This is a genomic window from Nocardiopsis sp. TRM 82005 (assembly GCF_056312425.1).
In genome coordinates this window covers 139,370-164,592 of sequence record NZ_JBWDTQ010000011.1, presented here as the reverse complement: position 1 = coordinate 164,592, position 25,223 = coordinate 139,370, and the positions used below count along the sequence as shown (strand labels likewise).

20 protein-coding genes and 1 pseudogene are annotated in these 25,223 nt (G+C 69.7%); 3 read left to right on the top strand and 18 right to left on the bottom strand.

Annotated features, from left to right (window positions below; genetic code table 11):
* Positions 1-183: 183 nt before the first annotated feature.
* The 5 genes from AC0T5L_RS08395 to AC0T5L_RS08375 all read right to left on the bottom strand — a co-directional run bounded on the left by AC0T5L_RS08395 (position 184) and on the right by AC0T5L_RS08375 (position 6,202).
* A complete protein-coding gene (locus tag AC0T5L_RS08395; RefSeq protein ID WP_476164824.1) occupies positions 184-1,743 on the bottom strand; it encodes a DUF1109 domain-containing protein in 1,560 nt (519 codons plus the stop codon).
* A gap of 405 nt (positions 1,744-2,148) precedes the next feature.
* The gene (gene proC, locus AC0T5L_RS08390) at positions 2,149-2,943 is read right to left on the bottom strand and encodes a pyrroline-5-carboxylate reductase (protein WP_476164823.1); all 795 of its coding nucleotides are present in this window, start codon (positions 2,941-2,943) and stop codon (positions 2,149-2,151) included.
* Between the two features lie 80 nt (positions 2,944-3,023).
* The gene (locus tag AC0T5L_RS08385) at positions 3,024-3,968 is read right to left on the bottom strand and encodes a sugar phosphate isomerase/epimerase family protein (RefSeq protein ID WP_476164822.1); all 945 of its coding nucleotides are present in this window, start codon (positions 3,966-3,968) and stop codon (positions 3,024-3,026) included.
* A 482-nt stretch (positions 3,969-4,450) separates the two neighbouring features.
* Positions 4,451-5,059: a C40 family peptidase gene (locus tag AC0T5L_RS08380; protein WP_476164821.1), complete on the bottom strand. Its 609-nt coding sequence runs from the start codon at positions 5,057-5,059 to the stop codon at positions 4,451-4,453.
* A gap of 228 nt (positions 5,060-5,287) precedes the next feature.
* Positions 5,288-6,202 carry an SGNH/GDSL hydrolase family protein gene (locus tag AC0T5L_RS08375; protein ID WP_476164820.1) on the bottom strand — a complete coding sequence of 305 codons (915 nt, stop codon included), beginning with the start codon at positions 6,200-6,202 and terminating at the stop codon, positions 5,288-5,290.
* 167 nt (positions 6,203-6,369) lie between these two features.
* Here AC0T5L_RS08375 and radA point away from each other — a divergent pair, with 167 nt between their 5' ends.
* Positions 6,370-7,752, top strand: coding sequence for a DNA repair protein RadA (gene radA / locus AC0T5L_RS08370; protein WP_476164819.1), 1,383 nt, complete (start codon positions 6,370-6,372; stop codon positions 7,750-7,752).
* 50 nt (positions 7,753-7,802) lie between these two features.
* Here radA and AC0T5L_RS08365 read toward each other — a convergent pair whose 3' ends face one another.
* Both AC0T5L_RS08365 and AC0T5L_RS08360 read right to left on the bottom strand, forming a co-directional pair.
* Positions 7,803-8,171, bottom strand: a complete 369-nt coding sequence (locus AC0T5L_RS08365) for an SSI family serine proteinase inhibitor (RefSeq protein WP_476164818.1) — start codon at positions 8,169-8,171, stop codon at positions 7,803-7,805.
* A gap of 404 nt (positions 8,172-8,575) precedes the next feature.
* A complete protein-coding gene (locus tag AC0T5L_RS08360; RefSeq protein ID WP_476164995.1) occupies positions 8,576-9,280 on the bottom strand; it encodes a hypothetical protein in 705 nt (234 codons plus the stop codon).
* Positions 9,281-9,424: 144 nt separating this feature from the next.
* On the opposite strand from AC0T5L_RS08360, the gene AC0T5L_RS08355 reads away from it, so the two are divergent.
* Positions 9,425-10,300: an HhH-GPD family protein gene (locus AC0T5L_RS08355; protein WP_476164817.1), complete on the top strand. Its 876-nt coding sequence runs from the start codon at positions 9,425-9,427 to the stop codon at positions 10,298-10,300.
* Positions 10,301-10,479: 179 nt separating this feature from the next.
* On the opposite strand, the gene AC0T5L_RS08350 is transcribed toward AC0T5L_RS08355, so the two are convergent.
* From AC0T5L_RS08350 to lysX, 7 genes are all read right to left on the bottom strand, one after another.
* Entirely contained in the window at positions 10,480-11,055 is a 576-nt protein-coding gene (locus tag AC0T5L_RS08350; RefSeq protein ID WP_476164816.1) for a DUF3105 domain-containing protein, read from the bottom strand.
* Between the two features lie 357 nt (positions 11,056-11,412).
* Positions 11,413-13,923 (bottom strand): ATP-dependent Clp protease ATP-binding subunit, encoded by a 2,511-nt coding sequence (locus AC0T5L_RS08345; protein ID WP_476164815.1) that lies wholly within the window; start codon positions 13,921-13,923, stop codon positions 11,413-11,415.
* Positions 13,924-14,749: 826 nt separating this feature from the next.
* Positions 14,750-15,091, bottom strand: a complete 342-nt coding sequence (locus tag AC0T5L_RS08340) for a histone-like nucleoid-structuring protein Lsr2 (RefSeq protein ID WP_073700615.1) — start codon at positions 15,089-15,091, stop codon at positions 14,750-14,752.
* A gap of 214 nt (positions 15,092-15,305) precedes the next feature.
* Positions 15,306-15,587, bottom strand: coding sequence for a hypothetical protein (locus AC0T5L_RS08335; RefSeq protein ID WP_476164814.1), 282 nt, complete (start codon positions 15,585-15,587; stop codon positions 15,306-15,308).
* A 435-nt stretch (positions 15,588-16,022) separates the two neighbouring features.
* Positions 16,023-16,619, bottom strand: a complete 597-nt coding sequence (locus AC0T5L_RS08330; protein ID WP_476164813.1) for an amino-acid N-acetyltransferase — start codon at positions 16,617-16,619, stop codon at positions 16,023-16,025.
* 185 nt (positions 16,620-16,804) lie between these two features.
* Positions 16,805-17,128: a LuxR family transcriptional regulator gene (locus AC0T5L_RS08325; RefSeq protein WP_476164812.1), complete on the bottom strand. Its 324-nt coding sequence runs from the start codon at positions 17,126-17,128 to the stop codon at positions 16,805-16,807.
* A gap of 703 nt (positions 17,129-17,831) precedes the next feature.
* Positions 17,832-19,334, bottom strand: coding sequence for a bifunctional lysylphosphatidylglycerol synthetase/lysine--tRNA ligase LysX (lysX, locus tag AC0T5L_RS08320; protein ID WP_476164811.1), 1,503 nt, complete (start codon positions 19,332-19,334; stop codon positions 17,832-17,834).
* A 126-nt stretch (positions 19,335-19,460) separates the two neighbouring features.
* Between lysX and AC0T5L_RS08315 the strand changes: the two are divergent.
* Positions 19,461-19,556, top strand: a pseudogene (locus tag AC0T5L_RS08315) (cation diffusion facilitator family transporter); the annotation flags it as partial.
* 81 nt (positions 19,557-19,637) lie between these two features.
* Here the strand turns inward: AC0T5L_RS08315 and AC0T5L_RS08310 are convergent.
* From AC0T5L_RS08310 to AC0T5L_RS08295, 4 genes are all read right to left on the bottom strand, one after another.
* A complete protein-coding gene (locus tag AC0T5L_RS08310; RefSeq protein WP_476164810.1) occupies positions 19,638-20,420 on the bottom strand; it encodes a type III pantothenate kinase in 783 nt (260 codons plus the stop codon).
* A gap of 64 nt (positions 20,421-20,484) precedes the next feature.
* Positions 20,485-23,106, bottom strand: a complete 2,622-nt coding sequence (locus tag AC0T5L_RS08305) for an L-aspartate oxidase (protein WP_476164809.1) — start codon at positions 23,104-23,106, stop codon at positions 20,485-20,487.
* A gap of 79 nt (positions 23,107-23,185) precedes the next feature.
* Entirely contained in the window at positions 23,186-24,064 is an 879-nt protein-coding gene (gene panC, locus AC0T5L_RS08300) for a pantoate--beta-alanine ligase (protein ID WP_476164808.1), read from the bottom strand.
* A 59-nt stretch (positions 24,065-24,123) separates the two neighbouring features.
* The gene (locus tag AC0T5L_RS08295; RefSeq protein ID WP_476164807.1) at positions 24,124-25,008 is read right to left on the bottom strand and encodes a Rossmann-like and DUF2520 domain-containing protein; all 885 of its coding nucleotides are present in this window, start codon (positions 25,006-25,008) and stop codon (positions 24,124-24,126) included.
* Between the last annotated feature and the right edge of the window lie 215 nt (positions 25,009-25,223).

Sequence of the window (25,223 nt, the reverse complement as noted above, 5' to 3'; positions counted from 1 at the left end):
GACATGCGCCCTCCCATGTGGTGACCCCCGTTTCAGGTGTGCGTGCTCCGAAGCACACAGTACGCAAAACCGGACGGCGACCCGAACCCCGGGGCATACGTTGGCCCGCGGGGCGGGGCCGCCGGGCCCGGCGCGGGGGGTCCTTCCCGCGCCGGGCCGGGGAGCCTGGCTACTCGATCGGCCCTATTCGTCTTCGGTGATGTAGTAGCAGGACTCGTGCTTGTCGCCCGCCTTGAAATCAACGTTGCCGTGCAGCGGTGCCGTGAAGAGCGAGTCGTTCGAGGTGAGCAGCACCCGGTACTCGCCGGGATCGAACTCCACCTTCATCACCTCACCGTCGTCGAAGCAGGAGTTGCCCGTGGGCGGCGAACTGTAGGCCTCACAGTTCTCGCACGCGGGGGTGACGATCTCGTCATGGACCTTGCCCGGACCGACGTAGAGGAACCGCATCTCGTACGGCGAGTTGTTGGTGATCTCCAGGACGGTCTTGTCGTTGCCGGAGCTGCCTGTGGCGGACGGGGCGAAATCGACCTCGCCGATGGCGGTCAGGGTGTCCATCTCGGACTCGATGCGCCCGGCACCGATGTGAACGACCATCTTCTCGACGTCGTCGGCCTCGTGGTCGGGGTACTCCTCCTCCAGGAGGGTGACCATCTCCTCGGCGGGTGCGAAGCGGCCCTCGTAGACGTTCTCCCAGCCGCAGTTGAGCGCGGCGTCCGGGCGCTCGGTGACGATGCGCTCGGCGACCTCGGGAACGGACTCCCAGTCCAGGTCGGAGAACATCTCGATCTGGTCGAAGCCCGCGCACCAGTTCTCGTCGGCGTACTGGCGGGTCCCGGTCTCGTACAGCTCGGTGAGCGCGTCGGGCACGCTCCCGGCCGCCTCGGTGCCCTCATAGTCCACGGGGATCACACTGTAGATCTCGTGGGCCTGGCGCATGCTCTCGCGGTAGTCCTCGGTGACCTCGCCGGTGAAGTCCCCCTCGGCCGTCGACACCAGGTCGTCGGCGTAGGAGAGGTGGATGCCGGCGACCTCACCGTCGGTGTCCTCCCAGCGGGAGGCGGGATGCTCGAAGTAGACACCGTAGGAGTCCAGGGCCTGCTCGTAGTCCTCGGCGGCCACGTCCGACTGGGCCCGCTCCAGCAGAGCGCAGGCCTCGGCGCCCGCTCGGGCACGCTCCATGAGCGACGGCGAGAAGGAGAGCTGGAAGAGGTTCTCCACGCCCTCGTACGCGGCGACGGCCTCGCTCTGGCCGCACTCGCCGCGGGCCTGGGCGCTGTCGGCGACGCGCAGCCGCCACTCACCCGCCTGCCACACGCCGGTGAGGGAGGCGAGCAGGACGACCGCCAGGCCCGCCGCCGCGAAGAAGGGCACCGCGCCCTTGGACGGCTGTTCGCCCCGGGCAAGGGTGCGCTCGTCGCGGGAACGCCCGGCGAAGAGGCCGTGCGCGGCGGTGATGAGGAACCAGGCGGCGAAGATCGACGCCCAGAGCAGGACGTTGTCGGCGGCGCCGATGACGGCCGCGGTGACCAGCAGGCCGATGGTGATGATGAGCGCGGCGGCGAAGAAGGGCCACTGGCGCAGGTAGAAGTACCCGGCGCCCATGCCGGAGACGTTGAGCAGCGAGGTGCGCACCGCCGAGGGCGCGGAGAACAGGCCCAGCCTGCGCGGCTTCGGCGGCGGGGGCGGCGGGGGCGGCGGCGGACCGCCGAACTGGCCCGGGGGGATTCCGCCGGGGGGCATCCCTCCTGGAGGCGGGCCGCCCGGGGGCATCCCTCCCGGGGGCGGACCGGCGGGGGGCATACCGCCCGGAGGCGGGCCTTGCATACCGCCCGAGTACATCCCTCCGGCGGGCGTGCCGCCGGACGGGCCGTGGGGTACACCGTCAGCGGGCGTACCACCGGTCGGGTTGCCGCCGGACGGGCCGTGGGGCGTGCCCTCCGGAGGCGGGAAGCCTGAGCCGGGCGGCTGGGACGGATCGGGCGGGGGAGGGGAAGAGTTCATGGAGGACCCTGGGTTCGGCAGACGGGGGAGGGTCCCGTGCGATACGGGACCGAAAGGGTCACGTACACCCTTTCCTATGCACATTACCCATGCGGACCGACACGGGCCCCCGTGGGGCGGACCGCTTCCGGCCATCTTCCGCCGTCAGCTGCCGGAGAGGGCGTTGCTCCGGTCGCGTGCCGCCTCGATGGCGTCGGTGAAGGCCGTGCGCACGCCGTGCCGTTCCAGCTCGCGTAGCGCGGCGGCGGTGGTGCCACCGGGCGAGGTGACGGCCTCGCGCAGTACCACCGGATGCTCACCCGACTCGTTGAGCATGGTGGCGGCACCCGTGATGGTCTGACCGACCAGCTTCTGCGCGGTGGCGCGCGGCATCCCCATCGCCACACCGGCCTCGATCATCGTCTCGGCGATGAAGTAGAAGTAGGCGGGACCGCTGCCGGAGATGGCGGTGACGGTGTCCATGTGCTGCTCGCCCACGCGGATCACCTCGCCGACCGCGCTCAGGAGCGCCTCGGCGCGGTCCAGGTGGGCACTGTCGGTGTGGGCTCCGCCCGCGACCGCGGTCATGCCCTGTCCCATGAGCGCGGGGGTGTTGGGCATGGCGCGGACCACTGGCGTGCCGGTGGACAGGTGGCCCTCCAGCACGGCGGTGGTGATTCCGGCCGCGACCGAGATCACAAGGCACTCGGACGACAGGTGCGGCGCCAGCTCGTCCAGTAGCGTCACCATGTCCTGTGGTTTGAGGGCGAGCAACAGCGTGTCGGCACGCTTGGCCGCGTCCGCGGCCGGGACGACCTCGACGCCGTAGCGCCCGCGCAGTTCCGCGGCGTGGTCCTCACGCGGCTCGGTGACAAGCACGTCCTGCGGCGCGTGGCCCTTGGCCAGCATTCCGGCGAGCAACGCCTCGCCCATCTTCCCTGCGCCGATGATCGCGATCATGAAGGATCCTTCCTGCGGATACCCTCCACGCTAGCCGCAGTCGCGCTCCAGGGTGGACAGCGGTCCCACTCCTTGGACACTCACTTCGTGTCCGGGTCGGCCGTGCCCTCGTCGTCGACGGTCCCCTCGGCGTCCACCGCGAAGCGGCGCGTCGGTGCGGCGGGGGTGCCGCGCAACAGCGCCGTGCGCTCGCGTCGGTCGCGCGGGCGGTCGTCGGGCGCGGCGGTCTGGGCGAAGTGCAACCGGGTGAAGGCCAGTGCCTCTGCCAGCTCGCGCATGCGCGCCTGCCGGTCGGGGGCCTTGCGGGTGCTGACCTCCAGGACCAGCTGGCCCTCGAAGCCTCCCCCGGCGAGGTACTCCAGGAGTTCACCGACGGGCTGGCGGCCGCGCCCGGGGATGAGGTGCTCGTCGAGGTTCTGGCCGCCGAAACCGTCGGCGACGTGAATGTGGGAGAGGCGGTCGCCCAGTCGCTTGGCCATGTCCATGGCGTCGGAGCCGGACATGGCGGTGTGTGACAGGTCGAGCGTGACGTCGGGGTAGTCCCGGTCCAGCGGGTTCCAGCTCGGCGCGTAGGGGACGACCTCGCGGTCGCGCACACGCACCGGGTACATGTTCTCCACCGCGAAGATGACGTCGGTCTCGTCCTGCATGCGGGCGATACCGGTCTCGAACTCGCGGGCGTAGTCGCGCTGCCAACGGAAGGCGGGGTGCACCACGATGGTCTTGGCCCCCAGGGCCTCGGCCATCTCCTTGGAGCGGACGAGCTTGCCCCAGGGTTCCTTGCCCCACACACGCTGGGTGAGGACCAGGCAGGGCGAGTGGACTGCGGTGACGGGCATCTGGTGGTAGTCCGAGAGGCGCCGCAGGAGGTCGATGTCCTGGCTTGCCGGATCGGAGGAGACGAGCACCTCCACGCCGTCGTACCCCAGCTTCGCGGCGATCTCGAAGGCGGCCGGGGTCTTCTCCGGGTAGACCGACGCCGACGACAGGACGACGGGCGCGTCTGGGACCTGGATAGGGCTCACGGCACACAGACTATGTGCTTCCACCCCTCATTCGCGTACCCGTCCGTGTGAACGCGGCGTGCCGTTCTCCCCTCCCCCGGGTGTGGTCCGCGTGCCGTCGCGTGCCCGGTCGGCGGTTGGACGCGGGCGGGCGCCCGGCCCGGAGGACGTCCGCGCGCTGGACGGAGCGGGCCCAGCGGCGTGCTCCGCCCCCGACTTCCGTCGTCGAGGCCGCGCACGCGCGCCGGGCCCGGGTGTACTGACTGCTGGGCTGGTCCTTCACCGACCGCCACGACGCTGGGGCGGTGGTACGGACCGGGCGCCCCTCCGCTCTGGCCGGTCAGGATCGCCGGACCCGTCCGGGCCTGTCCGTGGACCAAGTGGTCGATCTGTGGCGGCGGCGGTACTGAGCACCTGGTGCAGGGGTGCGTTCGGGGCTGGTCGGATTCACTCTCCGGGGCGTGTGGGGCGGCCGTCAGCGCACCGCGCGAGGCCTGCCGGTCTCACAGCCGGACTGCGCCCTTGAGGTTGTAGTGGTTGACGTCCCGCTCACGAACGTGGTCCCCCGATCGGGGGGCGTCGATCATGCGGCCGTCACCGAGGTAGATGGCGATGTGGTAGGCGTACCCACCGCTGTTCGTCCAGTAGAGGAGGTCTCCCCTGCGGGCGTTGGAGTAGGAGATCCGGGTTCCGGATCCGACCTGGTCGTGGGCGACGCGGGGCAGGTCCACCCCGGCCTGCTTGTAGGACCACTGCACGAGGCCCGAGCAGTCGAACCTGTTCGGTCCGGTCCCGCCCCAGCCGTACGGGGTGCCCTTCTGGGACTCGGCGGCGCTGATGGCCCTCTCGGCGGCGGACGGGGACAGCGCCTGGTGGACGCGCTGGGCTCCGTCGGAGTCCTGCGCGGTGGTCGTCACGGGCTGCACCGGCCACAGCGGTAGGACGGGCTGGGCCAGGGCGGGCGCCGAACCGACGGCCAGAACAGCCGCGGTCAGCGCGGCGACGGCGAGCGCACGCGGCCCGCTTCGCCGCACGTGGGCGGACGAGGCCTGCCGCCCCGAGTCCGTAGGACGGCAGGCCTGCGTTTGCTCGTAGTGTCGCGGTATTCGCATGACGGTGGTTCCCCCACATCCGTTGGGCGCGTCGCGACGCCCACGCCGCTGTGACGTGAATCTCTCCGTCGCGACGTCCTCACCATTCGTCACACAAAAAACGCAATAAATCACTCTCCGTAGCGCCGCCGGTGGCCAAAGAAGGTAAAGAGTCTTTGGCTTTTGGGGTGTAAAACGGTCATCCGAGGGTCAATCGGACTCGCTTCCACGGAGATCAGTCACGCTCGGCTACGCCACCTCGTCCACCGGCAGGCCGAGCTCGGAACCCACGAAGTCGGCCGTGGCCTCCATGCCCAGGTAGTTCGGGTGTACCGGAGCCCCGTTCTCGGGGATCAGGCCCTCCACCCAGCGGACGTCGGAGGACGTGCAGACGTCGTGGCCGCGCTCGAAGACGTCCACGAAGACCGCTCCCTGGGCCCGCGCCTCCTCGGCGATCATCGCGTTCAAAGAGGTCTGCGCCTGGTCCAGGAACGGCACGTCGCCCCACGCGATGGGCGTGCTCGGCCAGCAGCCCCGCCTCTCCGGCATGATCTGGAGGTAGCCCACGGCCAGGACCGTGGCCTGGGGGCTGCGCTCGGCGATATCGGCGTAGACCTGGGAGACCTCCGGACGCAGGTTCTCGATCCGGTCGTCCAGCTCGTCGCCGTAGTGGTTCGCGCACGGGCTGCCCAGAGGGTTGCTCAGGCTCCGCTTGGCGCACTCGACCAGGATGTCGGAGAAGCCGAAGTCGTTGCCCGAGATACCGACCGTGACCAGGTCGGTCTCAGGGGTCAGAGCGTCGAGCTGGGGCAGAGTGTCGCTGAACTGCTGCTCGTAGAGGTCGTTGATGACCGCTCCGGAGCAGCTCGCGTCCGTGAACTCGGCGGCGCCGAGCCGCTCGGCGAGCATCGTCGGGTAGTTGTTGGATGTGCGCATGCAGCCCAGCAGGGGCATCCGGGTGTTGACCCTCTCCTCTCGGATGAGCGGACCGGCGACGAAGGAGTCGCCGAGGGCGACGTAGTTCTGGAAGGACGCGGTCTCCACCGGCTCGGCGGCGACGGGCGCGGCTGCCAGGGACACTCCCAGCGCGGCGGCGGCCAGCGGGGCCAGCACGCGGCGCAGGGCTCGGAACGGGGACACGGCTTTGACGGATGTACGGGGCACTCGGGCTTCCTCTCCAGGAGCGGGGGCGTGGAGCTTTCGGACCCTAAGGATTCTTTAACACGGCCTACGGAAAAAGGCCTCTAACTCGTAGGTAACTTTCATGTGTCCCACGAGCTCTCCGCCGCCTTCCGCCAGGGCTGTCCTCAGCAGCCGTTAGCGTTGCCACCATGGCAAAGGCAGCGAAGACCACGTTCCGGTGCATGGAGTGCGGATGGAGCACCCTCAAATGGGTGGGCCGCTGCGGCGAGTGCCAGTCCTGGGGCACGGTCGAGGAAGCCGGTGCCCCGGCGCCCACCACCGTCGCGCCCGCGCCCGTCACCTCCCGGGCCCTGCCCATCACAGAGATCAGCGTGGAGAGCGCCGAAGCCGTCTCCACCGGCGTCGACGAGCTCGACCGGGTCCTGGGCGGCGGCGCGGTTCCGGGCGGCGTGGTGCTGCTCGCGGGCGAGCCCGGCGTGGGCAAGTCCACCCTGCTGCTGGAGGTCGCCGCGATGCGGGCGGCCGAGGGCCCCGTGCTGTACGTGACCGGCGAGGAGTCGGCCGGTCAGGTGCGGCTGCGCGCCGAACGGCTCGACGCGCTCTCCGACAAGCTGTACCTGGCCGCCGAGACCTCCATCGCCTCCCTGGTCAGCCACGTGGAGGCGGTCGGGCCCCAGCTCCTCATCGTGGACTCGGTGCAGACCATGGTCTCCCCCGACGCGACGGGCGTGCCGGGCGGCGTCACCCAGGTCCGGCAGGCGGCCGGTTCACTGATCCAGATCGCCAAGGAGCGCGGGATCGCCACCGTGCTGGTCGGCCACGTCACCAAGGACGGGGCCATCGCCGGCCCCCGCATGCTGGAACACCTGGTGGACGTGGTGCTGCACTTCGAGGGCGAACGCCACTCCCAGCTGCGGCTGCTGCGCGCGGTCAAGAACCGGTACGGACCCACCGACGAGATCGGCTGCTTCGAACTGACCGAGAGCGGCATCGTCGGCCTGCCCGACCCGAGCGGGCTGTTCCTCACCGAGCGCACCGACCCGGTCCCCGGCACGTGCGTCACCGTGGCCCTGGAGGGGCGGCGCCCCCTGATCACCGAGGTGCAGGCGCTGGTGGCGACGAGCCCTCTGCCCGCGCCACGCCGGGCCACCTCGGGCCTGGACACCTCGCGTGTGAACATGATCCTGGCGGTACTGGAGAAGCGCACCGGCATGAGGCTGGCCAACATGGACGTGTACGCGTCCACGGTGGGCGGGGTGAAGCTGACCGAGCCCGCAGTGGACCTGGCGCTGGCCATGGCGGCGGCCAGCTCCAACAACGACGTGGCGCTGCCCGCGGGGTTCATCGCCATCGGCGAGGTGGGCCTGGCGGGCGACGTGCGCACCGTGACGGGGGTGCGGCGCCGGGTGGCCGAGGCGCAGCGGCTCGGCTTCACCGAGGCGGTCGTACCCAAGCACTTCGGTGATCCCGTCCCGGGCATCCGGACCCACGAGGTGGAGGAGCTGAGCGAGGCCCTGGCCAGGGTGGCCAAGCGGTCCAAGCGGGCGCGCGGGCCCCGGGACGAGGACTGACCGGGGGCCGGGGCCCGGGAAGCGCGGCCGGAGCCCGGGCCCCGGCGTTCCTAGAAGTCGAAGATCGCGCCCTTCTCGCCCTTGAGCACGCAGTCGTTCGAGAACTCCTGCTGGTAGTCCTCGGCGCCGGAGGCCGTGGCGACGACGGGGGCATGGATGAGCGGGCAGGTGCGGCGCTGGCCGCTGACGTCCTCGATCGATCCGCCCTCCGCGATGGCCTCGCAGGCCGCATCGGCCCTGGGGTGGGTGCCGCCGGCGGGGGCGCACTCCAAGGTGACCTCCTTGGTCTCGTCGGTGGCCGGGTACCGGACGGTCAGGGTGTAGCTCGCATCGGAGGCCTGCTCGACCCCGGTTGCGTGCACGGGCGCGGTAAGTGCCAGCGCGAGTACGGGAGCGGCGGCCAGGATGATGCGTTTCACGACGGGCTCCAGAGAGTGCGGGACCAAGGTTCACCACGAATAGTAACCAAGTCACCACGAAGGGCTGTCGCTTTTGCGAGAGGTCGCCAGGATTTTCGGACCGCGCAGTTTCCGAGCATGCCCGAATACTGGATGAAGCGCCAAGAAAGCGAACTACGTCCGGACACTCCGGACTTCCTCCCCGCCCCGTCCCCTCAGCCGCCAGGCCGCCGTCGGGCCCGGCGTCGCTCCGCATGCGGAAACCTCTTGCGTTGAGAACGGGTGCTCCCTGGGGGAGCACCCGCATGGGAGCGCTCCCAATAGCAAAAATGCTATCCGCGGACCACATTGGAGTAAAGGACGCAATCCCTCTTGACAGACGACCGGGGACGGGATCGCGGCGTTCCCGTCCCCGGTCGGTTCACTCAGGCCTTCAGCTGGAACGCCAGCTGGGACTGGTCCCCGACGTAGTCCCCGTGCAGGTTGGCGCGGTACCAACCGGGCTTGGCCCCGGAGGTGCCGTCCCGGCAGTCCTCGAAGGAGCGCTCGCGCTCCCAGACGACCGTGTACACGTGCGGGACGCCCCGGCTGAGCTGGACCTCCTCGCCGCCCCCGCCCTGCACGCAGTCGGCGGTGGAGAAGATCCGGTCGTCGCCGGAGTGGATGCGGACCTCCATGGACTCGCCGCCCACGTCGACGGTGCAGGTCTGCTCGTTGGCGTTCACCACGGTGATTCTGAACTCCGGACTGGCTCCCGAGCCGTAGACCTCCTGGTCCTCCTCTGCGAACTCGAAGGTGACCACCAGGTCCTGCGGACGGCAGAGGTCCTCCGGACCCTCCGGGGCGGGCACCTCACCGTCGGCGGCGTCCCCGCCGCCGGCCGCTCCCCCACCGGGCTCCTCGTCGTCCGCGCCGTCCTCGGCGCCCCCGGCGCCCTCGGAGGGATCGGCGCTCTCCTCGGCCCCCTCGGACTCCTCCGCACCGGGTTCCTCGCTCCCGTCCTCGGAGGGCTCCGCGGGTGCGACACTGGGAGAGGCCTGCTCGCCCATCCCCGCCTCGGACCGACTCGGGTCACCGTTCTCTCCGCCGGAGGGGCGGCAGGCATACGCGATGACCGCGAGCACCAGCATGACCCCGGCCAGTACGAAGGCACGCCGCTTCCAGTAGGTCTCGCGGCTGACGGCTCCTGGATGTCCGGTACTTGACGCCATGCGCCGTAGTATTGCGTTTTTGCGTGCCTCTCACCTACTCAACCCGCCGATTCCCGGTTAAAGATGAGCGATAACCCTTACAGCACCGCCGTTTTGGCGTGGTACGAAACCAACGCTCGCGACCTTCCCTGGCGACGGCCGGACGCTTCCGCCTGGTCGGTCCTGGTCAGCGAGATCATGCTTCAGCAGACACCCGTCGTGCGGGTGCTGCCCGCTTGGCGCGCCTGGATGGAGCGTTGGCCCACCCCCGCTGACCTGGCCGTGGAACCCTCTGGCGAGGCCGTGCGCATGTGGAACCGGCTGGGCTACCCACGCCGCGCGCTGCGCCTGCACGCGTGCGCGGTGGCCATCACCGAGGAGCACGGCGGCCAGGTCCCGGACGACCACGCGACCCTGCTCTCCCTCCCAGGCATCGGTTCCTACACGGCCGCCGCGGTGGCGAGCTTCGCCTTCGGACAGCGGCACGCAATTCTGGACACCAATGTTCGGCGTGTCCTCGCAAGGACCGAAACAGGAGTCCAGTACCCGCCGAAAACACAGACCAAGGCGGAGACCGCCCTCGCCGAGTCCCTGCTGCCGCCCACACCGTCGGTCGCCGCCCGCTGGGGCGTGGCCGTGATGGAACTGGGCGCGCTGGTGTGCACCGCCCGCACGCCCGCGTGCGCGGACTGCCCGATCGCCAACCAGTGCGCCTGGCGGATCGCGGGCAAGCCCGCCTACGACGGGCCGCCCCGGCGAGGCCAGACCTACGCGGGCACCGACCGGCAGGTGCGCGGACGGCTGCTCGCCGTGCTGCGCGACTCCGCCCATCCGGTGCCCAAAGACGCGCTGGACGTGGTCTGGGACGACCACGTCCAGCGCGAACGAGCCCTGGACGCACTGGTGTCCGACGGCCTGGTGGACCCGCTCGACGACGGCCGGTACGCCCTTCCCGGCTAGGGCGCGGCCACGCCCTAGGGAGTGTTTTTTAGAAGGCTTTCGGGTCAGCGAGCGGCCGTTTGGGCCATCTCTCGCAAGACGATGTGCGAAGTTCAGCCTGGTCGTGCTTCACGAGCGCAGAGGCGTAGCGAGAGGCAGCCCGGTGGACGCGAGCCCGAAATGATTCAAAAAAACACGACCTAGCCGATCCGGCCGGCGAAGTCCGCGGCGGCGGTTCCGACACCGTCGTTCCCGGTCCCGGAGTGGCCGCCGCTGCACGCGGCGCCCGGCTCGGGGGTGTTCTCGCCCCGCACGTACTCCACGAGGTACTCGGTCAGGCGCGGGTCCGCGGGGTCCTCCAGGCGCAACTGGGATCCCCAGGCCGACGCCACCACCGGGGCGGGCAGGTCGTCCGCGGGGCTGATCACCAGGTAGTCGCCGGGCGAGTAGTAGTCGTGCAGGGTCTGGACCTCCGCCTCCGACAGCCCCGGGTCGTAGGCGATCCACACGGCCCCGTGCTCCTGGGAGTGCACGACGTACTCCGAGCGCAGCGGCTCCTCGTAGACCCCGCAGTCCTGCCAGACGGGGTAGTGCGGCCCTCCCGCCGGCGGATACACCTCGTACTCGATGGTCTCGCCCGCGTCGATGTGGTCGGCGGACAGGTCCGTGAAGTGGCTGACCGTCCCGATACCCTCCGCTGAGCCGCCCGCGTCCCGGGAGAACAGCGAGTACGCCGCGAAACCGCCACCCGCCATGAGGACGAGAACGAGAGCCACCGCACCGATGATCAGGCCGGTCCCGACACCGCTCTTCTTACGCGGCGGCTGGTGGGGATAGGGGCCGTAAGGGCCGTAGGGCCCCTGCGGTTCACCCGGGGGGATCCCGCCGGGAGGAACCGAGCCATGGTGGCCGGGCGGTGGGGGCCCTCCGCCGGGCTGAGGGCCGGGGAGAGCATGTCCGGGCTGGGGGTACTGCCCCTGCTGGGGGTACTGGCCCTGTTGTGGCCACGGGCCGTGCTGTTGGGGATCTGGATGAGTCACGCTCGCACACTAGCCGCACAACGACGACGGGGGCACCCCCGAAGAGGTACCCCCGCCTCACGCTCGAACCGGCGCAGAAGCCGCTCCTGGCGGCTACTCCCGCTTACCGGCGGCCGACTCCTCGACCTCGGGCGTGTCCGGCACGTCGGACGGCTTCGGCACACCCTTGAAGGTGAACTTGGCGTCCTTGCCCTCGCCCTCGGCGTCGATCACCACGATCTGGCCGGCCTTGAGGTCGCCGAACAGGATCTTCTCCGACAGCTGGTCCTCGACCTCCCGCTGGATCGTCCGGCGCAGCGGCCGGGCACCCAGCACCGAGTCGAACCCTCGTTCGGCCAGGACTTCCTTGGCCTTGGGCCGCAGCTCGATCCCCATGTCCTTCTCCTTGAGGCGGGTGTCGAGGTTGGTGACCATCAGGTCGACGATCTGGAAGATCTCCTGCTGGGTCAGCTGGTGGAAGACGATGACGTCGTCCACACGGTTGAGGAACTCGGGCCGGAAGTTGTTCTTGAGCTCCTCGCTGACCTTCGACTTCATCCGCTCGTAGTTGGTGGCGGCGTCGTCCTCCTTGGCGAAGCCCATGGCCACGCCCTTGGAGATGTCCCGCGTACCCAGGTTGGTCGTCATGATGATGACCGTGTTCTTGAAGTCGATGTTGCGACCCTGGGCGTCGGTGAGACGACCCTCCTCCAACACCTGGAGCAGCGAGTTGAAGATGTCGGTGTGGGCCTTCTCGATCTCGTCGAACAGGACCACGGAGAACGGCTTGCGGCGCACCTTCTCGGTGAGCTGGCCGCCCTCCTCGTAGCCGACGTACCCGGGCGGGGAACCGAACAGCCGCGAGACCGTGTGCTTCTCCATGAACTCGGACATGTCCAGCTGGATCAGTGATTCCTCGTCCCCGAACAGGAACTCGGCCAGCGTCTTGGACAGCTCGGTCTTACCCACACCGGACGGACCGGCGAAGATGAACGAACCACCCGGACGCTTGGGGTCCTTCAGACCAGCGCGGGTACGGCGGATCGCCTGGGAGAGCGCCTTGATGGCGTCCTCCTGGCCGATGACGCGCCGGTGCAGCTCGTCCTCCATGCGCAGCAGCCGGGAGGACTCCTCCTCGGTGAGCTTGAAGACCGGGATGCCGGTGGAGGCGGCCAAGACCTCGGCGATGAGCTCCTCGTCGACCTCGGCCACGACGTCCATGTCGCCGGCCTTCCACTCCTTCTCCCGCTGCGCCTTCTTGTTGAGCAGCTGCTTCTCGTCGTCGCGCAGCGACGCCGCCTTCTCGAAGTCCTGCGCGTCGATCGCGGACTCCTTGTCGCGACGCACCCCCGCGATCTTCTCGTCGAACTCGCGCAGGTCCGGCGGAGCGGTCATCCGCCGGATGCGCATCCGCGAGCCCGCTTCGTCGATCAGGTCGATGGCCTTGTCCGGCAGGTACCGGTCGCTGATGTAGCGGTCGGCCATCTGCGCGGCGGCCGCCAGGGCGCTGTCGGTGATGGAGACCCGGTGATGGGCCTCGTAGCGGTCTCGCAGGCCCTTGAGGATCTCGATGGCGTGCTTGATGGAGGGCTCGTCCACCTGGATCGGCTGGAAACGGCGCTCCAGGGCGGCGTCCTTCTCCAGGTACTTGCGGTACTCGTCCAGCGTGGTCGCACCGATGGTCTGTAGCTCACCCCGCGCCAGCATGGGCTTGAGGATGGAAGCGGCGTCTATGGCACCTTCCGCCGCCCCCGCGCCGACCAGCGTGTGCAGCTCGTCGATGAACAGGATGATGTCGCCCCTGGTGCGGATCTCCTTCAGCACCTTCTTGAGGCGCTCCTCGAAGTCACCGCGGTAGCGGCTGCCCGCCACCAGCGCGCCCAGGTCCAGCGTGTACAGCTGCTTGTCCTTGAGCGTCTCAGGGATCTCGCCCTTGACGATCTTCTGTGCCAGGCCCTCGACCACGGCGGTCTTACCGACGCCGGGTTCACCGATGAGGACCGGGTTGTTCTTGGTCCGCCGCGAGAGCACCTGCATGACGCGCTCGATCTCGCTGTCCCGGCCGATGACCGGGTCGAGCTTGCTCTCCCGGGCGGCCTGGGTCAGGTTGCGACCGAACTGGTCCAGCACCAGCGAGGTGGAGGGGGTGGACTCGGAGGAGGCTCCTGTGGCCTGCGGCTCCTTGCCCTGGTAGCCGTGCAGCAGCTGGATGACCTGCTGGCGCACGCGGTTCAGGTCGGCGCCGAGCTTGACCAGCACCTGGGCGGCGACGCCCTCACCCTCACGGATCAGGCCGAGCAGGATGTGCTCGGTCCCGATGTAGTTGTGGCCGAGCTGAAGCGCCTCTCGCAGCGACAGCTCCAGGACCTTCTTGGCCCTCGGGGTGAAGGGAATGTGCCCCGACGGAGCCTGCTGGCCCTGGCCGATGATCTCCTCAACCTGCTGCCGAACCGCTTCGAGGCTGATACCGAGGCTCTCCAGAGCCTTGGCGGCGACACCCTCACCCTCATGGATGAGGCCGAGCAGGATGTGCTCCGTACCGATGTAGTTGTGGTTGAGCATCCTGGCCTCTTCCTGGGCCAGAACCACCACTCGCCTCGCGCGGTCGGTAAACCTCTCGAACATGTCTCGTCGCTCCTCTACAGAGCGGTCAGGCAGGGACGGTTCACTCCGACCCAACTCTTCCGCATATCGGCCCCACAGGGATTAACCGCCCCGGGGAGCACTGTCGCACCCGTCCGAACGGTCGACCGGATGCCGACCAGACGGACGTCTCCGTACGGACGGCCGAAGCCGCCCGTGCCAGAGACTTTCCCCGACGATAGGGCGTTCATCCACATCCAACTACCAATTGCGGCTTCAGATTTCCCTGTACGCCGAAGGCGAACGACCCGGGCACTCCCGCGTCGCGGGAGTGCCCGGGTCACACGCACCTAAGCCTTTTCGGCTCTAAGCGAACAGAGGCAAACTTTGTTCTTCGGACCGGACGAGGAAAGCGGAAATACGCGTCGCCGGACCGGTCGGACTCGCGGGGAGCGGCCCCGGCCCCGCGACTCCAGGGCCGCGGGGCCGAGAGTGAGGGCCTCCGCGGGAACGGGGAACGCGTGGCGGTCCCGTGCGTGTACTCGACCGGACGCGGCCGGGCACGTGTCCGTGGTTCTGCGGCGGTTCGGCGGAGGATCCGGCCCCGCCGGGCCTCGCCGTCCGGCCCACCCCGTGGGTGTGGCGGCGGAGACCCGAAGCCATGAGGACCGGCTACCGCCGATACCGGCGGGGAACCCGTCCTCGACCGCCTGAGGGGTCCGTCAGTCCCGTCATATCCCCTGGCATCCCCGTGTCACTGGGCCGCGCGCGGCCCGGGATGGTCGGGTTCGGGTGTCCCCCGGCAGACGCCGGTTGTAATTCGATCAAGACCTGACAACATTCCGGCGAACCAGGGGCATGGGCAAAGTTAGCCCTTGACGGCCTCGTATTCGGCGACGATCGCCGCGGGGATACGGCCGCGCTCATTGACGGGCTTGCCCGCGGCCTTCGCCCACGCGCGAATCTCGGCGCTGCGCTCACGGCTGGGAGCATTCCGGCTGCTCCCCCGGCGGCCCGTACCGCGCGACGCCTTGGCCGGGGCCTTGCGGGCGGCTTCGACGAACGGAGTAAGGGCCTCACGGAGCTTGGCGGCATTACCAGCGCTGAGGTCGATTTCGTACACGGAGCCGTCCAGACCGAACGTCACCGTCTCCTCGGCCTCGCCGCCGTCGAGGTCGTCAACCAGGAAAACCTGGACCTTCTGTGCCATGGATTCAAACCTTTCAGAAGAGCGGTGTCTCCACACCTGAATATAAAGCTATCTCGCGGGAACGCAGAAGACAATTCCCGGCGTGCCTGAAATCACCCGGATCCGGTCTCGGGTTTCAGCGCTCACTTGGGCAGCGCGAGGTAGGGGGACGGCCCACGCACGTATGAAGCGACTGATCCGGCCCCACGGGGCTCATGATCGGTCAAGTACCGTATCAACAACCGTCGGATTCGGCGCGTTCCCCGTCATGGACAATCGGCGTACCACTCGCGGTCTCGGTCTCCCCGACCGTATCCGTGTTCTGGTCCTCACCCGGGCCCTTGGCCGCCTCGTCCTTGCTGACCAGGCTTCCGTCCATCCGCCGGGGCGCCATCTCCTTGCGCAGCAGCTGGATGACGAAGGTGCAGAAGACCGCGCCGACAACCACCGGTGGGATGAGCGCCGACAATACGTCGATCAGCCCCGGGGGGAGCATCGACGACAAAAAGTCACCCATCGAAGCGGTCCACCCTTCCTGGTTGTTACTTATTGCAGCAAATACCCGACTCCGTGTCGGGACACTCCTGGGGGATGGCTCGCCAGACACCCGGGCAAACGCATACCCGACATCATAGACATCGTTTGCCCCCGGTTTGACACTGAACGTACCCGAGCGGCCCTCGGCAAACCCGGTGGCGGCCAATGTCCGGCCTTGCGTTCAGAGTCCTCGTACGCCCCCGGAGGGAACACGGCCTCCGCGGATCTGAATCGCGACCCTTCGTCACCGTCACTTCGACGTGTGGGAGAGCCTCCCCTCGTACACAGACACATTACCCGCCCCCTTCCACCCTCCCACCATCCGGTTGTGCATAAGCTCGTGCGTCTGCGGGCGCCGGTGTTGGCGCGACGTGGATCCGTAAGGGAACTGAGACCCGAGTACGCCCGAAAACCTTTAGGCGCGGGAGGTTCGCGTTGCCTCGTCGAGGTACACAAGCATGCGGGTGTTCCCGAGAGTGTTGGGCTTAACCCGCTCCAAGTCGAGGAATTCAGCGACCCCCTCGTCATAGGAACGCAGGAGTTCCTCGTACACACGGGGCGAGACGGGCGTGCCCTGGATCGGGGCAAAGCCGTGTTTGGCGAAGAAACCAGTCTCGAATGTCAGACAGAACACACGCCGTACACCCAACTCGCACGCGGCATCGAGCAGCTCGGCCACGATCCGGTGTCCTACACCGCAACCGCGTAAGGAGGGGTCCACGGCGACTGTGCGCACCTCCGCCAGGTCCTCCCAGAGCACGTGCAGAGCCCCGCAGCCCACCACTCGGTGCTCGGGTTCGACGGCGGTACCGCCGAGGGGGTCCGGCCCGTGGGGCGGCGCGTCGGGGACGACCTCCGCCTCGGCCACCCAGAACTCCTGGATGTCCTCATAGAGGTTGACGGTGCTCTTGGAGAGCACGCGCCGGTCGGTCGTGTAGGTGTCGACGAGCCGGCGGACATGGGCGACGTCGCGCGTCCTGGCTCGGCGCACGTGAACATGGCGAACGGGCATAGCCGGACCAGACTATGCCCATGCCCACGTCCCGGCGGACGCCGCTTGGGCCGAAAAACGCGTCGGCACCCACCGGAGGATCCCCGGTAGGTGCCGTGTCGGTGGAGGCCGCGTCCGCCGTCCACCGGAGCGCTCTTCCTCCGGTGGGGCCGCGCGGGCGGTCGTTTCCGGCCGCCGGGGCCGTCTCAGATGAGCTGGCGCCGTGCGGCCCAGACAACCGCCTCGATGGGTGTGTTCACGCTGAGCACGTCGCAGATGTTGCGGATGCGGCGGCGCAGGGTCCGGGCGCTGAGTTCGAGATGCCGGGCAGCCACCTCGGTGGTGACCCCGGTGGCGATCTCGGCGAGCAGTTCGAGGTCCTCGTGGCTCAGTTCCACCGACGCGTAAGGGCTGTCCACAGCCGTCTCACGCGGGCGGGCCTGAAGGGGGACCACGTTCTCTCGGTGCTCTCTGCCCTGGAGAGCGGCCTGGTCCTCAGCGGTGCGTCGTACGAGTGTGGCCTGTTCCACTCCGTCCTCCCTCATCCATGTGAGTGCGGAACATCAACTCGTCACCTGGTGAACGCGAGCGCACCTGACGGAAGAGGAGCCCCTCTGCCATCGGTGCGACGGAGTACGCCGCACGCCACGAATCTCCGCGAACCCCTCTGGCACAGGGGTCGGGAAAGGGCGAACGGGCCGCAGGGGCCGGATTCGCTGGGGCCTGGGACGGACAGGCTCCACCGAGGGCGCACATGCGCGCGGGGTTCGCGAACTGCCGCACGGCAATCCTCGTCCCCGCTCACCGTCGTTCTCGATCCACTTCGGCAAACTCACGGGCCGCAGCCCGCTCTCAAGCACGCTAGGCGGACGAGATGATACCGTCAAGACCCAATAAATCACCATGTGTAATTATGACAGTTCCTTCCGTGACAATGTAACGGAAGGGAAAATTCCTCAGCCACATTGACCTGCGTAAACAACCTTCAGCGGAGAGTGTTCGCCCACGGTGTCCGACTGGCGGCGAAAACACCGCTCTGTCGCCGGGGCCACGCCCCTCTGGCTGCCGGTTCGTACCGTGTGTCCGCATGGTGAGGCATATCCCGTGTTCCCTGCCACATCCTGGAACGGACCACGGGGCCGCCGCGCCCATGGCGCGACGACCCCGTCCTGTTCTCGGACATCCGGCGCACTTGTCAGGTACCCGGTAAATCCAAGGCCACGGTGTTCCGGGTCAGTCTCCTGAGGGCTTCACGATCGGAAAAAGGACAGTTTCCCGAATGTTCTTTCCCGTGAAGGCCATGAGCAGACGGTCGATACCGACGCCCACGCCGCCGGACGGCGGCATACCGTACTCCAGTGCCCGCAGGAAGTCCTCGTCCAGCTGCATCGCCTCGGGGTCTCCCTCGGCGGCCATCAGCGACTGCTGGGTGAGCCGCTGGCGCTGCTCGACCGGGTCGACCAGTTCCGAGTAGCCGGTACCCAGCTCCATACCGAAGCCGATCAGGTCCCACTTCTCGGTGAGCAGCGGGTCCTCCCGGTGCTGACGGGTGAGCGGGCTCGTCTCCACCGGGAAGTCCCGGACGAAGGTGGGCTGCACGAGCGTGTGCTCCACCAGCTCCTCGAAGAGGTGCTCGACGAGCTTGCCCTGGCCCCAGTCGGAGCTGTATTCCACACCCCTGGCCTCGGCCAGGCGGCGGACCTCCTCGATCGGGGTGCGAGGGTCGACCTCGGTGCCCAGGGCCTCGGAGACCGCGCCGTACAAGGTGACCTGCGGCCATTCCCCGCCCAGGTCGTAGGTCCGGCCGTCCCGCTCGACCACCGTCGAGCCGAACACGGCGCGTACCGCGTCCTGGACGAGTTCCCGGGTCACGTCGGCCATGACGTTGTAGTCGGCGTAGGCCTGGTAGAACTCCAGCATCGTGAACTCGGGGTTGTGCGTGGAGTCCGCGCCCTCGTTGCGGAAGTTCCGGTTGAGCTCGAAGACCTTCTCCAGTCCGCCCACGACCAGCCGCTTGAGCGACAGTTCCGGGGCGATACGCAGATACAGGTCCATGTCGTAGGCGTTGATGTGGGTGACGAACGGGCGTGCCGTGGCGCCGCCGTGCACCCGCATCAGCATGGGCGTCTCGACCTCGATGAAGTCACGGGAGTTGAGCCCGTCCCGGATCGCCCGGATCGCGGCCGAGCGACGGCGCACCATCTGCTGGGACTCGGGGTTGACGATGAGGTCGACGTAGCGCTGGCGTACCCGGGCCTCGGGGTCGGCCAGGCCCTTGTGCTTCTCCGGCAGCGGGCGCAGGCACTTGGCCGTGAGCGCCCAGCCGTGCACCAGGATCGACAGCTCGCCGCGGCGGGAGGTGATGACCTCACCTTCCACTCCCACGTGGTCACCGAGGTCGATGTCGGCCTTCCAGGCGTCAAGGCGCTCCTTGCCGACCCGGTCCAGGGAGAGCATGATCTGGACGTCGCCGGTCTCGTCGCGCAACGTCGCGAAGCACAGTTTGCCGCCGGTGCGGTAGAGCATGACGCGACCGGTGATGGAGACCTCCACACCCGTGTGGGTGTCCGGTTCCAGCCCCTGGTGTTTGTCTCGCACGGCTCCGATCGACGTAGTCCGCGGGAAGGTCACGGGAAAGGGATCGGTGCCCTCCTCCCGCAGCCGGTCCAGCTTCTGCCGCCGGACCCGCATCTGTTCGGGCAGGTCGTCGTAGGTGTCGTCGTGCGCGTGGTTCACGCGCACGATCCTACCGGCGCTCGGGGCCCGCCCGAACGGTTCTCGGCGGCGTACCCGTCCGCCGCGGGCCCCGGTGCCGGAGGAGCAGGGGCCGGGGCACAGCTCACCGGCGGACCCGCGGGGGGCGCCACCGAGGAGCACCCCTCCGGGTACGGACGCGAGCGCTACGTGTACTCGTTCATGGTGGCGATCGTGCTCTTCAGCGTCGGCGGTCTGTTCGCCCGGACCCGACGGCGTGGCCGCCACCTCCGTGGGGCTTGGCCCGGCCCGGGGCGGGAAGGTCCCCGCCCCGGGCCGTGTTGGTCAGCCGGCGTTGCGCCCGAAGACCAGCCGCAGGCCGATGAGGGTCAGCCACGGCTCATGCAGGTCGACGGTCTCGCACTCGCCGACGACCGTGCTGGCGAGCCCTCCGGTGGCGACCACGGTCACGTCGTCGGGCGTATCGGTGAGCTCGGCGACCATGCGGTCCACGATCCCGTCCACCTGGCCCGCGAAGCCGAACACGATGCCCGAACGCAACGCCTCGGTGGTGTTCTTGGCGATGGCGGAGCGCGGCCTGACGATCTCCACCATGTGCAGCTGTGCGCCGTGCCGGGACAGGGCGTCCACGGAGATGTCGATACCCGGGGAGATGGCCCCTCCCACGTACTCCCCCCGGGCGCTGATGGCGTCGAAGGTCGTCGCGGTACCGAAGTCCACCACCACCGCCGGACCGCCGTAGAGGTGGCTGGCGGCCAGCGCGTTGATGATCCGGTCGCTGCCCACCTCCTTGGGGTTGTCCATCCGGATCGGCACGCCGGTCTTGACGCCGGGCTCGACGATCACGGCGGGGATGTCACCGAAGTGACGGCGGAACATGTCGCGCATCTCGTGCTGTACCGACGGCACCGAACAGCACATGGCGATCCCGTCGATCTCGTCGGGGCTGCCCAGGCTGCTGCCTTCGACCAGGCCCCTCAGCACCACGGACCACTCGTCCGCGGTGCGACGCGTGTCGGTTCCCACCCTCCAGTGTTCGAGAAGGTCGTCGGACTCGAAGAGCCCGAACACCGTCTCGGAGTTACCGACGTCGATCGCGAGCAGCATGCTGGGGGCCTCATCTGTGGTCGAAGTGGTGTGTTTTCAGGGAATCTTCCACCAACCGGGCCACTCACAACAGGTCGAGTGCGATATCCAGTGCCGGACTGGAGTGGGTGAGCGCGCCGACCGCCAGGTAGTCGACCCCGGTGCGGGCCACGTCGCCCGCCACGTCCAGGGTCAGCCCGCCGGAGGACTCCAGCCGGACACGGCCCGCGACCAGCGCGACCGCTTCGCGGAGCCGCTCGACGGTGAAGTTGTCGAGCAGGACCTCCTCGGCTCCCGCGGCGATGGCGTCCTCGATCTGGTCGATCCGGTCCACCTCGACCTCCAGCGGCAGGTCGGGGAAGCGTGCACGGACGGCGCGGACCGCCTCTCCGACGCCCCCGGCGGCGAGCACGTGGTTGTCCTTGACCAGTCCGGCGTCGCTGAGGCCGTAGCGGTGGTTGGTACCGCCGCCGCAGCGCACCGCGTACTTCTCCAGGGCACGCAACCCGGGCCGGGTCTTGCGGCTGTCGCGGATCCGGGCGCCGGTGCCGGCCACGGCGTCCACCCAGGCGCGGGTGGCGGTGGCGATTCCGGACATGTGGGTGAGGAAGTTCAGGGCGGTCCGCTCGGCGGTGAGCAGGTCGCGTGTGCGGGCGTTGACGGTCATCAGCACGTCGCCGCGCTTGACCGCGGCACCGTCCTCCACGGTGCGGTGCGCCTCAAGGACACCGTCGCAGACCAGCCAGAACACGAGCTCGGCGAGCGGGAGCCCGCTGACGGTGCCGTCGGCACGGGCCACCACGTGCGCGGTGCGCACCTGGTCGGCGGGGATCGTGGCGACGGTGGTGACGTCGATGCCCGGACCGGCGGTGAGGTCCTCGGACAGGGCGCGGCGGGCCAGGTCCACGTGGGACTCGGAGGGCGCGGCGTAGGGAAGGGTGAACTCGGCGCGGGAGTCCGGATCGGCGACTGTTCCGGTGTCCGAACCGCCCGGAGCCGTGTCCGGTCCCAGTGGGAGTGTGACGGCGTCCAGCTCCGCGACGAGCGCGGGCGGCAGGGAGGGCGTCCAGTCCTCGTCGGTGGTCACGGTGGTATCCCCTTCCAGTCGGACGACGACGGGCCGGATCCGGAGCCCGGGCCGGGCTCCGGGGTGGTCGGCCCGCTGGTGGGAGCCCCTGCTCTCGGTCCTGTGCAGTGCGGCGGCGGCCACGAGACGGGCCACGGTGAGCAGGTTGGCGGTCTCCCAGGCGGCCACGTGGGGGATGGCGGGGGATGCGGGACGGGCGAGGGCGTCGAGCTCGGCGACCAGTTCGGTCAGCCCTTCCCCGGTGCGCAGCACCCCCGCGTGGCGTGACATCAGGGTACGCACCCGGGGATCGGTGGCCGGGTCCGCGAGCGGCGTGACGGTTCCGGAGGCGATACCGCGCGAGGGCCTGGGCTCGGGCGCGTCGGCCAGGCGTGCGGCGATCCGGTCGGCGTAGACCAGCCCTTCCAGCAGGGAGTTGGAGGCGAGCCGGTTGGCGCCGTGTACCCCGGTGCGGGCGACCTCGCCGACGGCCCACAGGCCGGGGACCGAGGTGCGGCCGTCGATGTCGACCTCGGCACCGCCGGAGGCGTAGTGGGCGGCCGGGGCGACGGGGACGGGTTGGACGAGCGGGTCGACCCCGTGTTCGCGGCAGGAGGCGAGGATGGTCGGGAAGCGCCTCTCCCATGTGTCCCGGCCAAAGTGGCGGGTCTCCAGGTAGACGTGGTCCACGCCCCGCTCGTTCATGGTGCGGGCGATGGTGCGTGCCACCACGTCGCGCGGGGCCAGGTCGGCCAGCTCGTGGACGCCCTCCATGATGCGGCCTCCCTCGGCGTCCACGAGGTAGGCGCCCTCACCGCGCAGGGCCTCGGAGACGAGGGGCTGGCGGCCGCGCGCCTCGGGGCCGAGCCAAAGCACGGTGGGGTGGAACTGGATGAACTCCAGGTCGCGCAGACGCGCCCCGGCCCGTGCGGCCAGGGCGAGGCCGTCACCGGTGGACACGGGTGGGTTCGTGGTGGCGGCGAAGATCTGTCCCATGCCCCCGGTGGCCAGGACCACCGCGGGGGCGAGCACGGCCCCGACACCGTCACGGGCGCCCTCGCCCATGACGTGCAGGGTGGCGCCGCAGACGTGCCCGGTGCCGGGGTCGCGCAGGGCGTCCAAGGCGACGGCGTGCTCGATGGCCTCGATCCGGTCCTCGGCGAGGACGGCGGCGACGAGGGCGCGCTGGATCTCGGCACCGGTGGCGTCGCCGCCCGCGTGTGCGACGCGGTCGGCGCGGTGACCTCCCTCGCGTGTGAGGGACAGCCGTCCGTCGGCGGAGCGGTCGAACTCGGCGCCCAGACCGATGAGCCAGCGCAGGGCGTCGGGTCCCTCGGTGGCCAGGACGTTGACGGCGTAGGGATCGGACAGGCCCGCCCCGGCCAGGTGGGTGTCGACCATGTGGGCGACGGGCCCGTCCTCGGGTGCCATGGCGGCGGCGATCCCGCCCTGGGCGTAGCTGGTGGAGCCGGTGGAGAGCCGGTCCTTGGTGACGAGCACGACTCGGCCGCGCTCAGTGCGCTGGACATAGCGCAGTGCGGTGCTCAGGCCCGCGATGCCCGATCCGACGACCGCGACGTCGGCCTCGACGGTCCACCCGGGTTCGGGGGCGTCGAGCCGTGTCTGGGTGGGTGTGCTCATCTGGGTTCTCTTTTCCGGGGTGCCGCCGGTGCGCGGCACGGCCGCGTTGCGCGCCGGGGAGGATGGGGGCCGTGCACGGCTACAGGGTCACCGACACGTTGTCGATGAGCCGGGTCGCGCCCACACGGGCGGCGACGGCGAGGACGGCCTCGCCCTCGTGTCCGTCGGAGGCGTCGGCGAAGGTGGCGGGGTCGACCAGGGCAAGGTAGTCGGGTTCGACTGGCGGTTCGGCCTTGGCCGCCTCGTCCAGGACGGCCTGGGCGGCGGCGCGGACGGCGTCGGGGCCGTCGGCCGCGGCGCGGCGGCCCGCGGTCAGGGCGCGGGACAGGGACAGGGCACTGGCCCGCTCCGCGTCGGAGAGGTAGACGTTGCGGCTGGAGGTGGCCAGGCCGTCCGGGTCGCGCAGGGTGGGGGCGCCGACGATCTCCACCGGCATGTTGAGGTCGGCGACCATGCGGCGGACCACGGCGAGCTGTTGGGCGTCCTTGCTGCCGAAGACCGCGAGGTCGGGGCCGACCAGGTGGAGGAGCTTGCTGACGACGGTGAGCACGCCGGTGAAGAACCCGGGGCGTGAGGCGCCTTCGAGGCGCTCTCCCATCGCACCGGCCTGCACGGTGACCACCTGCTCGGTGGGGTACATGGTGTTGACGGTGGGGGCGAAGACCACGTCGACGTCCTCCTGGGCGCACACGGCGGTGTCGGTGTCCAGGGTGCGGGGGTAGCGGTCGAAGTCCTCGCTGGGCCCGAACTGGAGCGGGTTGACGAAGATGCTGACGACCACGGTGTCGGCACGTTCCCGAGCCAGCCGCATGAGGGTGCGGTGGCCCTCGTGCAGTGCGCCCATGGTGGGGACGAGGGCGACGCGTCCGGCGTCGGCGAGGACGCTGCGCAGCTCGTCGGGTGTGTGCGCGAGGCGGGGCCCGCCGGTGGTCGGGGGCTGCGGTGTGGGTTCGGTCATCGGTGGTTTCCCGTGGTGGTGTTCTGCGAGCGGCTGCCGGGTACTGCCGTGGGCGTGCCTCAGCGGCGCAGGACGTCGAGCAGGCGCGCGGCGTCCTCGGGCTTGAGCATCCCGGCGTTGATGGCTCGGTCAGCGGTGAGCCTGGCGAGTTCGACGTAGCTGGCCACGCTCTCGGGGGCGTTCTCGCGCAGCTGCTCGATGTGCCCGGCGACGGTTCCGGCGTCGCCGCGCAGGACGGGCCCGCTCAGACCGTGGATGCCCAGGCGCAGAGCGTTGTCCAGGGAGGCGCTGAGCATGGGAGCGAGCACCCGGTTGGGTTCGGGAACCCCGGCTGAGGCGAGCAGGGCGGCGCTGTCGGCGACCAGGGTGACCAGGTGGTTGGCGCCTCCGGCGAGGGCCGCGTGGTAGAGCGTGCGCTTGTCCTCGGAGATCCACACGGGTTCGGCGCCCATCTCGACGACGAGGGCCTCGGCGATCGGTCGCAGCTGCTCGGGCGCGGTGACGCCGAAGGCGCAGTTGGCGAGTCGGTCGTCGTCCTCGTCACGTCCGGTGAAGGCCATGGCGGGGTGGAGCGCGAGCGGGAGGGCGCCGACGAGGGTGGCCGGGGCGAGAACGCCGTAGCCGTGGGCCCCGCTGGTGTGGACGAGGATCTTGCCTCGCAGGTCGGTGCCGGTGGAGGCGAGGCCCTCGACGAGCTCGGGCAGGGCGTCGTCGGGGACGGTGAGCAGGACGAGGTCGCTGGACTCGGCGACCTGGGCCGGTTCGAGGACGCGGGCGGTGGCCAGGCGGTCGGAGACACGGGCCTTGGATGCCTCGGAGACCGCGGAGGCGGCGACGACCTTGTGCCCGGCGCGGCCGAGGGCCTGGCCGATGACGGAGCCGACCCGACCGGCTCCGATGACGCCGACTCGCAGGCGGGCGGGGCGTCCCTGCGTCGTCTCCATGTGTGTGCCCCCTCGTGGTGCGGTGCGTCCGGATTCTGCCTCACCGTGACGCCTGAGCACACGATAGTCCTCCCTGACCGGTGGCCTGCCGCCCCGCCCCCGGACACGTACGTGGGGACGGACACTGTGTGTCCGCCCCCGTACCCCGGTTTCCCCGGCCGCCCCCTCGCGGGATCCCCGTTCGGGCACCCGGACCACGGGCGGCCGCGCCGCGG